General features: G+C 43.1%; 11 protein-coding genes. 9 read left to right on the top strand and 2 right to left on the bottom strand.

Annotated features, from left to right (window positions below; translation table 11 throughout):
• The first annotated feature begins 760 nt into the window (after positions 1 to 760).
• The 4 genes from V7K25_RS12275 to V7K25_RS12260 all read left to right on the top strand — a co-directional run bounded on the left by V7K25_RS12275 (position 761) and on the right by V7K25_RS12260 (position 5,953).
• Positions 761 to 1,114, top strand: coding sequence for a hypothetical protein (locus V7K25_RS12275; protein ID WP_335158242.1), 354 nt, complete (start codon positions 761 to 763; stop codon positions 1,112 to 1,114).
• Between the two features lie 989 nt (positions 1,115 to 2,103).
• A complete protein-coding gene (locus V7K25_RS12270; RefSeq protein ID WP_335158240.1) occupies positions 2,104 to 3,456 on the top strand; it encodes a histidine phosphatase family protein in 1,353 nt (450 codons plus the stop codon).
• A 156-nt stretch (positions 3,457 to 3,612) separates the two neighbouring features.
• Positions 3,613 to 4,944: a dihydroorotase gene (locus V7K25_RS12265; RefSeq protein WP_335158238.1), complete on the top strand. Its 1,332-nt coding sequence runs from the start codon at positions 3,613 to 3,615 to the stop codon at positions 4,942 to 4,944.
• Between the two features lie 487 nt (positions 4,945 to 5,431).
• Entirely contained in the window at positions 5,432 to 5,953 is a 522-nt protein-coding gene (locus V7K25_RS12260) for a pentapeptide repeat-containing protein (RefSeq protein ID WP_335158236.1), read from the top strand.
• Between the two features lie 109 nt (positions 5,954 to 6,062).
• Here V7K25_RS12260 and V7K25_RS12255 read toward each other — a convergent pair whose 3' ends face one another.
• Together V7K25_RS12255 and budA are read right to left on the bottom strand one after the other, a co-directional pair.
• Positions 6,063 to 6,464 carry a VOC family protein gene (locus V7K25_RS12255; protein ID WP_335158234.1) on the bottom strand — a complete coding sequence of 134 codons (402 nt, stop codon included), beginning with the start codon at positions 6,462 to 6,464 and terminating at the stop codon, positions 6,063 to 6,065.
• A 23-nt stretch (positions 6,465 to 6,487) separates the two neighbouring features.
• On the bottom strand, positions 6,488 to 7,282 hold the full coding sequence (gene budA / locus V7K25_RS12250; protein WP_335158232.1) for an acetolactate decarboxylase: 795 nt from the start codon (positions 7,280 to 7,282) through the stop codon (positions 6,488 to 6,490).
• Positions 7,283 to 7,653: 371 nt separating this feature from the next.
• Between budA and V7K25_RS12245 the strand changes: the two genes are divergently transcribed.
• The 5 genes from V7K25_RS12245 (at position 7,654) to V7K25_RS12225 (ending at position 12,001) form a co-directional block, all read left to right on the top strand.
• Positions 7,654 to 8,601 carry a zinc-binding dehydrogenase gene (locus V7K25_RS12245; RefSeq protein ID WP_335158230.1) on the top strand — a complete coding sequence of 316 codons (948 nt, stop codon included), beginning with the start codon at positions 7,654 to 7,656 and terminating at the stop codon, positions 8,599 to 8,601.
• Between the two features lie 15 nt (positions 8,602 to 8,616).
• The gene (locus tag V7K25_RS12240) at positions 8,617 to 8,964 is read left to right on the top strand and encodes a hypothetical protein (protein WP_335158228.1); all 348 of its coding nucleotides are present in this window, start codon (positions 8,617 to 8,619) and stop codon (positions 8,962 to 8,964) included.
• 24 nt (positions 8,965 to 8,988) lie between these two features.
• Entirely contained in the window at positions 8,989 to 9,789 is an 801-nt protein-coding gene (locus V7K25_RS12235) for an SDR family oxidoreductase (protein WP_335158226.1), read from the top strand.
• 170 nt (positions 9,790 to 9,959) lie between these two features.
• A complete protein-coding gene (locus V7K25_RS12230; RefSeq protein ID WP_335158224.1) occupies positions 9,960 to 10,553 on the top strand; it encodes a glutathione S-transferase family protein in 594 nt (197 codons plus the stop codon).
• Between the two features lie 68 nt (positions 10,554 to 10,621).
• Positions 10,622 to 12,001: an LLM class flavin-dependent oxidoreductase gene (locus V7K25_RS12225; RefSeq protein ID WP_335158222.1), complete on the top strand. Its 1,380-nt coding sequence runs from the start codon at positions 10,622 to 10,624 to the stop codon at positions 11,999 to 12,001.
• Positions 12,002 to 12,050: the final 49 nt, after the last annotated feature.

Below are 12,050 nucleotides of genomic sequence, written 5' to 3'. Positions count from 1 at the left end.
CCCCTTATAAAGGGGAGGGAACTAGATTTTTGGTTTCCCTCCCCTTATAAAGGGGATTGAACTAGATTTCCGGTTTCCCTCCCCTTATAAAGGGGATTTGAACTAGATTTCCGCTTTCCCTCCCCTTATAAGGGGGGATTAAACTAGATTTCCGCTTTCCCTCCTTTATAAGGGGGGATTGAACTAGATTTCCGGTTTCCCCCCTTTATAAGGGGGGATTAAGGGGGGTAATTCGACTTGTGTGTACACGCCCCGATACGGAGAGAGGTTTGGAGAGGGGTTTATAGTATACTTTGCGACTTTTCAAACATCCTCTAATACCGTTTCTTTGTGAAGCTGCATATATTTACCCCCCGATGTTTTGGGGGGACTGATTATGTGCATCTTCATACAGAATTAGTATAAGACGTGGCTACGCCTACGCAATCTTACCGCTTTCTGTGCTGAGTGCGTTGGCGTAGCTCACCGTAGGCATCGCACTAGAGCGACTGTTAAATATCCTTAATTTCATCCTGCCATATCTTAAAGAACTTAAGTGCGATCGCTCGGAAACTGAACCAGATAACCTTACTGTCTAACTTGTACAAATCTAAGCAATACGATAACAGTATAAGTATCTTTAGATAGAGCCAGAATCATTGACGTTCTAAGTAGATACGCAATACAATTATTATTGTAGAACCTAACAATAGAGTTAATCAAAATAATTTTTCCAGAGAATAACAGACGAGCAATATTAAAGATAATTTGGATAAAACAGATGAACACCAAAATTATTGCTTTCTTGGGGATTACGGCAGCCTTTGCAAGCTTAGGAAGCCAAGTATACGCACAGTCACCAACATCAAGCTCAAATCTAGAGCAATACAGATTAACTGGTGATTCTCTCGATGGAATTAATAATAGAACAGCCCAAAATGACTTTAAAAGCTTTTTTGAGCAAACTAATCCAGCAAGCATTTCCAACAATAATAGAAGAGACAATAAAACTCCAGTCAGAATACAGTTTAACGAATCATTATCACAGCCAGACACTTCTGTTTTATTAGCACCGGCTCAGTCTGGGAGTGACAATGATGGATTGCAAGTGCAGTTAGATATAGACAGAGAATAAGGGAATTCCAAATAAAAAAATGTTCCAAAACTGAGGCAAAAACTCTCTCTATTTCTTCTCTCTGCGTTCTCTGCGCGGCAGTCGCTCATGGGGGAAACCCCCAAGACCGCGCTGCCTTGTCTCTGTGGTTCGTTTCTTGGAATAATTTATTTCTTGGAAGTCCCTAATTTAGCGTTAAATTTACACCAATGTACAACTGTACGCATCTCCTATAGCAATGCTAAATCATTCGTAAAAAATTTAGACTATCAATACCCCCCTTTAGTCCCCCCTTGCTAAGGCTACGGTGTATACACAAGTCGAAAAATTCTCTAGCCACATTTTTGTCAGAGTGAAACTGTCACACTTACTGGCATCCCGCCCAGAACTAAAGTTCAGCGGCTTATAGCCAAAGTCTACTCAAGTGGACTGAATTAATTATTTAGTCCACTTGAGTGGACTTTAGCTATGAGACTCGGAATTCATTTCGAGGCGGGATAGAAATGCAGTGCCAGATTTATTAATCAAGATATGGCTGCTGTAAGACTTGTGTGTACACCCTAGCTTGCCAAGGGGGAACGGCGTTAGCCGGGGGGTAAATTTCCTTAAAACTCATTTAGGATTGCTATAGGACTATGATTTGATTTCTGAAAAAATCTAAGTAGTAAGTAGGGTGTGTTATGGCGTAGCCTAACGCACCTAACCTTTGGGCGGTGCGTTAGCCTTTGGCCTAACGCACCCTACGTATATTTCAATAATCAAATATGAGTCCTATATATTATTGATGTGTTGCAAAAATTTTTTTCAATAGTATCAAACCAAATATTCCTGGTTGAATCAAAACAGTTTTGTTAGGAAATATTGTTAACACGGCAGCAATTTTAGCTGCTTATCCTACGTCCTCCACAAGAATCAAGTTTCTTATTTAACTAAATCCGCCTTCCTGAATTGCTAAATGTGCAATCATTTTGCAGTAGAATTAATCGTCTAGATAAGAGGAGGGCTTTTAGATGACTCGTGTCATCATTGTGCGCCACGGTCAAAGCGGTTATAACACCGAGCGGCGTATTCAGGGACGCACTGATGCGTCAACATTAACCGAAAAAGGTCGTAACGATGCCACTAAAACTGGCAAAGCCCTCAGCAATATTTTATTTAATGCGATTTACAGCAGTCCCCTGCAACGAGCGAAACATACAGCAGATATTATCCATAGTGAGTTAGCTACTCATCCTGAACAGTCTGCTGTAATCCAAGTTTCTGATTTGCTGCTAGAAATTGACTTACCTTTATGGCAAGCATTGCTAACTTCTGAAGTTAAGCAGAAATTTGCCGAAGATTATCGCACTTGGCATCAACGCCCCGACGAACTGCGGATGCTGCTAAATGATGCACAAGGGACAAGAGAACATTTTCCTGTTCTTGCTTTATACGAACAAGCGCGGCACTTTTGGCAAGAAACTTTGTCCCAACATCAAGGCGAAACTATTCTGATAGTGGGACATAACGGCATTAATCGCGCCCTGATTAGCACAGCCTTGGGCATCCCTGCAAGTCGCTACCATTCAATACAGCAATCTAACTGTGGCATCAGCGTACTAAATTTTGCTGGAGGCTTGGGGGAACCAGTTCAGCTAGAATCCTTAAATCAGACACAACACACTGGGGAAAGTCTACCCTCATTGCGACCGGATCATCAAGGAATACGGTTATTATTAGTGCGTCACGGTGAAACTGACTGGAATCGCCAAACCAGGTTTCAAGGGCAAATTGATGTCCCTCTCAATGACAACGGTAGACAACAGTCGCAAAAAGCAAGCGAATTTCTCCAAGACGTAGCGATTGATTATGCTGTAAGTAGCCCAATGCTGCGCCCTAAAGAAACAGCAGAAATCATCCTAAAACAACATCCTAATGTAAAGTTAGACTTGCAAGATGGTTTAAGAGAAATCAGCCACGGACTCTGGGAAGGAAAATTTGAAACCGAAATAGAACAAGAATTTCCCGGAGAGTTGCAGCGCTGGCGGTTAGTGCCAGCCCAAGTGCAAATGCCTGAAGGAGAAAATTTGCAAGAAGTGTGGGAACGTAGCGTTACAGCTTGGCAATCAATTGTAGAAACAGCATCAACTAATCAATTTAAAACTGTATTAGTAGTAGCTCACGATGCAACTAATAAAACCTTACTTTGTCACGTTCTAGGTTTATCGCTGGAAAATTTCTGGAATTTCCGTCAGGGTAATGGCGCAGTTAGTGTTATCGACTATCCTTGTGGAATCGATAGTTTACCTGTATTGCAAGCGATGAACATCACCGCTCACTTTGGCGGAGGTGTACTAGATAAAACAGCAGCAGGAGCGTTGTGATAAAAAGACAAAGAGACGCGATGAATCGCGTCTGTACAAGAGAGACGCGATTTATCGCGTCTGAGGAATTAGAAGTGAGGAATTAAGGTTAGAAGCAATGACTGAGGAACAAATAACTCATAATTCCTAACCCCTAACTCATAACTAAAAACTTTTATGACTGAACTACTGCAAAAAGTACGGGTAATTGACCCAGTTTCTAAAATCGATGAACTCTTTGATGTGCTGATTGCTGATGGTTATATCCAAGAAGTGGCTTCGCACATTACTGACATTAGCCCCGATACTCCAATCAGAGATTGTCGGGGATTGGTTATCGGGCCGGGGTTAGTGGATTTGTACAGCCATTCCGGTGAACCAGGGTTTGAAGAACGAGAAACCCTGTTATCGCTCTTACAATCTGCTACTGCTGGCGGCTTTACCAGAATTAGCATCTTACCCGATACATCCCCAGCTATTGATAACCCTGCACTTGTGGCACAGTTGCAGCAAAAGAGACACGGGAAAATGAAAGAGAGCGAAAAAATTAATTTAGCTCCCCCTGCCTCCCCTGCCTCCCCTGCCTCCCCTGCTCTCCCTGCCTCTCCTCTCCCCCTGCTTCATATCTGGGGTGCTATCACCCTAGATGTTGCTGGCAAGCAAATGACGGAGTTGGCAGATTTAGCGTCTGCTGGAGTTATTGGTTTTAGCGATGGTAAGCCTTTAGAGAATTTGGCGCTGGTGCGGCGAGTGTTAGAGTATGTCCAGCCGTTGGGTAAACCAGTAGCATTTTGGCCAAGCGATCGCCAGTTATCAGCAAATGGTGTAATGAGAGAAGGGGCAGATGCTCTGCGTTTCGGTTTACCCCCAATACCCGCCAGCGCCGAAACTAGTGCGATCGCAGCTTTATTAGAATTGGTTGCAACTATAGGTACACCAGTCCATATCATGCGCGTCTCTACATCCCGCAGCGTGGAACTAATCGCTTCAGCCAAAGCTGCTGGTTTACCCATCACCGCCAGCACCACCTGGATGCACCTTTTACTTGATACAAAAGCTGTTAAGAGTTATAACACTAGCTTGCATTTAGACCCGCCGTTAGGAAAATCTAGTGATGTAGCGGCGTTGCGTGCAGGAGTGCGTGCGGGTGTGATAGATGCGATCGCTATTGATCACACACCCTACAGCTACGAAGAAAAAGTTCAAGCTTTTGCCGAAGCACCTCCCGGTGCAATTGGTTTAGAGTTAGCATTACCTTTGCTGTGGCAATATCTCGTTGAAACTGAAGAATTTACCGCTTTAGAATTATGGCGGGCATTGAGTACCAGTCCAGCAGAGTGTTTGGGGCAAAAAGTTAGTGCGATCTTACCTCATCAACCAGCAGAACTTACTTTATTTGATCCCCAGCAAATTTGGAAAGTCGAACGAAAAAGTCTTTATACACTTTCACAAAATACACCTTGGCTAGGACAACAGATTAAGGGTCATGTTGTGCAAACATGGTGTTGAAAAATGGAAAATACTCTGAAATTCATAACTTTTTAGAAAGTACTATAAGACTATGATTTGATTTCTGAAAAAATCTAAGTAGTAAGTAGGGTGTGTTATGGCGTAGCCTAACGCACCTAACCTTTGGGCGGTGCGTTAGCCTTTGGCGTAACGCACCCTACGTATATTTCAATAATCAAATATGAGTCCTATAATACATTAGTATTTCAAACTTATACAACTCATAATTTGTTCCAATAATTTCAAAAAAAGCTTGTGTAGACTACTTAAAACCACTGAATGTAACTGATCCCTTAAAACACTATTTTCTTGGTTTTGCTTACGAAAATGCATCTAAGCTTTATTACTAAATTCTGTGATGCTAGCAGTTAAAATTTTTGATAATCATTGTTTTAAACTTAAGATAGACTTGCCCTTACTGCTTGAATTGCTAAATTAAGAATTGATGTAAAGCAGAAAATGGTGATAAAAATTGAAGTCTGTAGCTGTGAAGAAAAAGATTAGTCTAGCTGCGATCGCCATGTTAGCAGCAGGAGTTTTAGCCGGATGTTCTAGACCGGAACAACCCCAGGCGGCAGAACCGAATCTAGCCCCGGCTCCAAATACATCCCTACAAACAAATCAGCAAAATCCAGAGACTTTTTCACCTCCTTCCACCCTTGTAAGTGCAACAAGCGACTCAGTTCAAAAACTTCTATCCACCAAAAAATGTCAAGGCTGTAACCTCCGAGGCGCAAACTTAGATAAAGCCGATCTCAACGGAGTAGATTTGAGTAATGCCATCCTGATTGATGCTGACTTGGATGAAACTAATTTGAGTAATGCTAACCTCAGTGGAGCTGATTTAACCGATGCAGACTTAGGAAAGGCAAATTTAACGGGAGCAAATCTTAGCAAAGCTAATTTTACGAAAGCCGATCTAGAAGATGCAAATCTGACTAATGCTAATGTGACTGATGCAATTTTTACCGGAGCAGACTTAGAGCGGGTAATTGGCTTACGTCGCTGAGGTGCGTTGGCGCAGCCCACTGTAAGCATCGCTATTGATTACGCACCTCAGCTAAGTCGGACTCTAATTCATGGCCAATTCTGACGGCTGATACTTTTCTTGTTTTTTGTTAAACTTCTCTACCGCCTGTATGTGAGGAAGTTAACGTTAATAGATAGCCGTCCGGCCCAGTCAAAGTAAACGAAGTGTGGATTCTGCCTGTTTCGATCTCAGAAACAGTCAGCCCCCACTTCTTAAAAGTATCTCTAGTGGCAAAAACATCATCTACCATCAGATCAAAAGGCGCATTAATTCCAGGAGCGATCGTCTCTGAACTTGTTCTCAAAACTAAGTGCGTTCCTCCCCGTAGTTCTAAAACAGCTAATTGTTCTGATTGAGCGATCGGGCGCAACCCTATTTTAACGAAAAAATCCCTAGCCTCTGGTACATTACTCACATATAATCTCAAATGCCCAATCGCCACCGGGGGACGCGTATCTTTTTCTTGTGCAATAGTTTCTGGTAGTGACATAGCTTTAATCCAAAAATCTTTAGTTACCGTCTAACTCTGTTGACTTCAGCAGGTTTGCTATCTCCCAAATCCGCTTGGTCAAATTCAGCAGTTTTGGGCAAATTTATCTCAACGTTTGATAAAGTATCAAGTTCTACTTTAGCATTTTGAAATTGTCCATCTAAAATATGTCCTCCAGTTTTCCGATTTTCAGTTATGAAATGAAAGTGATAGCCATTAACATTTACTCCTTGCATATATTTGGGTGTCCGAAAACCCACTAAAGTACCATTGACATTCTTTAACTCAAAAATTGATTGTTCTTTAAGAACCTCTGTCAAAGGACGATAGGGTAGGCTTTGTTTGGGAATACTTCTAAATTTTAGATAAGGAAAATTACCCTGGATACGAATAGCATAAGGATAATTTTTAGTCGGTAAGCGCTGATCTAATAATTGCTGCAATTGTTGATAATTAATCTGCCCTTCTAAATTAATTAATATTTGTGGTTTAAAAAAGGTGACTGTAGCAAAAGGGCTTGTCATCGAATCAGGAATGACAGAGGCAACTCCATCAGCTTTCATCTGGTAAAATTTGCCATCTAATCCAATCATTTCTCCATCAAGACGATTTACTGTCCCCAAACCAAAATTACCGTATTTTTTCAACTGGGTAAAATTAGTAGTTCCCTCATAAAGACCTATTGACAAAGCAGTAAATGTAGATGTTTGGAATAGAGTCTTTGATGAGGTATATTGCTGAGTGTTCCCTGGAAGAATGATACCTAATAATGCAGTTATGGTTAAAATAGCGATCCATAAATAACGCTTGATTTTCATAAAATAAAATTATTTACTTTTGAATACTCCCGTAGTACGTAGTAATATCTCTAGATGCCTGCAAGGCAGCTTATCATAGGAGTAGGATATTCACAGCGACTAGCTTACAACGTAGCAATAAATGCAAGCATTGATGAAACAAATCTTTTCGCTGGGTGCTTGATTCTTTTGTCTGTCTTGTGATAGTTTTCTTTCTACGTCCTAAAAATACTATAAACCCATCAAATTACCGTAGTTTATTAAATATCATTAACCTAGTTGTAGAGATGTGGTATTAAAAAGGACTAGCTAAATCTATCGAGTTTATTCTTGTAGGCAGTACATCGTGAACCAACGCTCTAGAAATTCATCTCTAAGCCAGGGCATTCTCTATGAGTAAAATCCGTGCTGTGATTGTTGATCCGAATGTGGTTGGACGTTTGGCACTAAGTGAAGTGACTGCACCGAAGCCTGCCCCAGATGAGGCACTAGTCAGAGTGGCGGCGATTTCTCTCAATCGGGGAGAGGTGAAACGTTCAACTTCTGCTGAGGCTGGTTGGCAGCCTGGTTGGGATTTGGCAGGTGTAGTGGAAACCTCTGCTGCTGATGGGTCGGGGCCTCCCCAAGGGACGCGTGTTGTTGGCTTGCGCCGCGCCGGTGCTTGGGCTGAACTCGTGTCTGTTCCCACCAACGCCTTAGCAGAAGTGCCGCCATCGATATCCTTTGCTCAAGCTGCCACACTGCCTGTAGCAGGTTTAACCGCATATCATGCTGTGCTAAAAGGTGGTTCGCTGTTAGACCGCCCAGTTTTGGTTACAGGTGCATCAGGAGGTGTTGGTTACTTTGCTATCCAATTAGCGCGGCTGTCAGGGGCGCACGTTGTCGCATATATTCGTCAAGCTGGTTATGAAACTCTAGTTAGAGAAGCAGGCGCACAATCGGTGGTGATTGGCGAAGACCTCTCACCCGCTAGCGATTATGGCCCCTATCATCTAATTGTAGAGTCAGTAGGTGGCAAGACTTTGGGGGTAGCCCTTGGCTTATTGGCACAGGATGGAAAAACTGTGCTGTATGGAGTATCTGGGGGAGCAGAAGTGACATTCAACGCTGCCCAATTTTTCGGGACTGGTGGCGTGAGTCTGTATGGTTTACGTCTGTTTGATGAATTGAGATTTGAATCAGCATCAGTTGGTCTAAAACGGCTTTTAAGTTTAGTAGAAGCAGGTAAGTTGCGTCCTCACATTGATTTAGAAGCTTCTTGGACACAAATAGCTGATGTAGCCCAACAATTACTCGACAGGCGTTTTCCTGGCAAGGCTGTATTGCACATTTCCAATTGAGTATTAGTAGATGAAATGGGGGATAGTACTGATTTCTGGTTCAAACTAGATCGGCTTGTAGCCGCTAGCAATTTCAAGATAGATCGCCCAAAAGGGACATCACATCCACGTTATCCATCTTTAGTTTATCCCCTGGACTATGGATATTTACAAGACACTCGCTCTGGAGATGGAAATGATATTGATGTTTGGATAGGTAGCTTATCTAGTCAAACAGTAACTGCCGTCATTTGTGGTGTTGACTTGGAAAAGCGAGATACAGAAATTAAGATACTTCTGGGTTGTACATCTGAGGAAAGTCGAGTCATCTTGGATATCCACAATACAGGCTCTCAATCGGCAATATTATTGGTTCGCAAGTAAATTACATTTTTGAGCGTAAGTTGTATGAGTTTAGAACTAAAATTATCAGGTAAAACAGCGATCGTCACCGGAGGAAGTGCGGGAATTGGTTTAGCCACCGCCAAAGCACTTTATAGTGAAGGTGTGAATGTTGCAATCGCAGCCCGCAATCAAGAACGCTTAGATCGGGCTGTAGCAGACATCCAGTCCTTACCCACGCCAGGCGCTAAAGTTATTGCCATCAGCGCCGATTTAACTAAAGCAGAGGATGTTGAAAAAGTTGTCTCCACAACATTAGCCCAATTTAATCAGATTGATATTTTGATTAACAATGCAGGTTCAGCCCGTGCTGGGTCTTTCCTAGAATCCACTGATGATTTATTTTTGGATGCTTGGAACTTAAAATTATTGGGCTATATCCGCCTAGTTAGAGCCGTCGTTCCCCATCAAAAAAGTCGCGGTGATGGACGGATTGTCAATATAGTCGGCGGTGCAGGACGGACACCTCGTCCTAACTTTTTAGCTAGTGGTACAAGCAATGCGGCTCTGCTCAACTTTACAAAGGGCATTTCTAAAGAGTTAGCCGAGTACAATATTCGCATTAATGCCATATCGCCCGGTGCTACAGCTACTGAGCGTGCCGAGACTTTAGCGCGGCAGAACGCCCAAGCGCAAGGGATTACCGTTGAGCAAGTAAAGGCGCAAAACATCCAAAGTATTCCTTTAAAAAGAATCGCCCAGCCAGAAGAAATTGCCGCGCTGGCGTTATTTTTGGTGTCCGATCTTGCTGCATCGATTACAGGAACAGAGATTATCGTTGATGGCGGCTCTACTCCTGGTGTTTAGCAGATAAAAGGAATTAGAAATCAGCAGATATTACCAATTTTAGATTTTGAGTCGCACCTTTGGTGCGCTTACAGTGCAACTTGGATTTTGGATTGAAGGAAAAATCTAAAATCTAAAATCCAAAAATGATAGACGTTTGAAGCCAGTATCTAATCACGATCGCGCTTTTCATGAAACTCTTCTATACACCTAACTCACCCTATGCACGCATTGCACGGGTAGCAATAATAGAATTGAATCTGTGCCATCGCATCGAAACGCAAAAAGTCATTGCACGAGATCCAAACAGCGACCTACTAAATTACAACCCTACAGGTAAAGTGCCAACGCTAGCGACTGACGACGGATTTATCTTAAGTGAAACACGTATAATTTGCGTCTATCTGAATCACTTAAATCCTGAAATTAAACTAGTTGCTGACATTTCTAATGGCTTTTTACAGCAACTTGAAGGTATGACTGGTGGGTTCATAGATGGTATTGCTGTTTGGGTAAGGGAGTTAAGGCGTCCTCTCAGCGAGCAGTCTCTTGGGGTGATCGAGTTTGAGCGATCGCGGGCGTTGAGAATTTTGGACTACTTCGAGAAGATATCAGATAAACTCGACCAAACTTCTAAACTTGCTCATATAACCCTCGCCTCTGCACTTGGACTAGAAATCCGCCTTCCCGATCTGCAATGGCGGCAGAAATATCCAAAACTTGCTAATTGGTACGATGAATTCTTTAAACTACCCTCCATCCAAGCAACAAGACCAGAGTCTTAATAACTAACATTTTCTTGTTCCAAACAAGAGAACGAAAAAAGCATAAGTACGCCCTTGCCAATACAAACATGAGTACAAAAAAACAACTTAAACTCGGAGCATTTTTACCCGGTAGTGGTCATCACGTAGCAGCATGGCGGCATCCCAACACCCCGGCTGATGGAGGTCTGAACTTCCAACATTATAAGCAGCTGGCACAAACGGCTGAACGGGGTAAATTTGATATGCTTTTCCTCGCAGATGGTTTGGCTGTCTGGGATAGAGGACAAGGGGCTGAGGCTTTTAGCCGTTCGGGACAATTCAGCGTCCACTTTGAACCTTTAACTTTATTGTCGGCTCTGTCTGCGGTGACAGAAAATATCGGTTTGGTGGCAACATCATCAACAACTTATGATGAGCCTTTTCATCTCGCCCGCAAGTTTGCGTCACTAGATTATTTAAGCGGTGGTCGTGCCGGATGGAATCTTGTAACCTCTGCTGCTGAAGCCGCAGCGCAGAATTTCAGCCAAGAAAACCACCTAGAACACTCGCTGCGCTATGAACGGGCGAGGGAATTTGTGGATGTTGTTACCAAACTTTGGGACAGTTGGGAAGACGATGCTTTCCTTCACAATAAGGAGTCAGGTATTTACTTTGATGCAGAAAAGTTGCATGTTCCTCACCACAAGGGTAAATATTTCTCGGTACGCGGCCCGCTCAATGTGGCGCGTCCACCGCAGGGATATCCAGTAATCGTACAAGCTGGATCTTCCGAGGCTGGACAGGATTTAGCTGCCCAAACAGCAGAGGTGATTTTCACTGCACAACAGACATTGGCAGAAGCTCAAGCCTTCTACACCAGTGTCAAGGGGAGATTGGCTAAATACGGACGTTCCCCTGACCATCTCAAAATTATGCCAGGGATATTCCCGGTAATTGGTAAGACTGAGCAAGAAGCTAAGGATAAATATGAGCAACTTCAGGAGTTGATTCATCCCTTGGTTGGATTAGGGCTGCTTTCTGGGCTAGTGGGTGGCCATGATTTGTCCAAATATCCCTTAGATGGGCCCCTACCGGATCTGCCTGATACCAACGGTGGCAAAAGCCGCTTGCAGTTGATTACCGATCTTGCTCGTAGAGAGAACTTAACAATCCGACAACTATATTTGTGGATTGCAGGAGCGCGGGGACATCGAACGATTCTCGGAACACCAGAACACATTGCCGATCAGTTAGAAGATTGGTTTGTTAATGGTGGGGCTGATGGATTTAACATCATGCCGCCCTGGCTACCTGGGGGTTTAGAAGAATTCGTGGACTTGGTAATTCCCGAACTGCAACGCCGAGGAATATTTCGTACTGAGTATGAAGGTAGTACTTTGCGTGAAAATCTTGGTTTGCCTCGTCCGGTGAACCAGTTCATTACAAAGACTGCTCCTGAACCTGTGGGCGTCGGTTCCTTGGCATAATTTTGATTGAACAACTGGCAGTGTTTTTGAAGCGACGGCTTTGATTTCC

It is taken from the genome of Nostoc sp. (assembly GCF_036919495.1).
Taxonomy (GTDB): Bacteria; Cyanobacteriota; Cyanobacteriia; order Cyanobacteriales; family Nostocaceae; genus Nostoc.
Note: the sequence above shows the minus strand (reverse complement) of the source record. Positions and strands in the feature narration are given on the sequence as shown.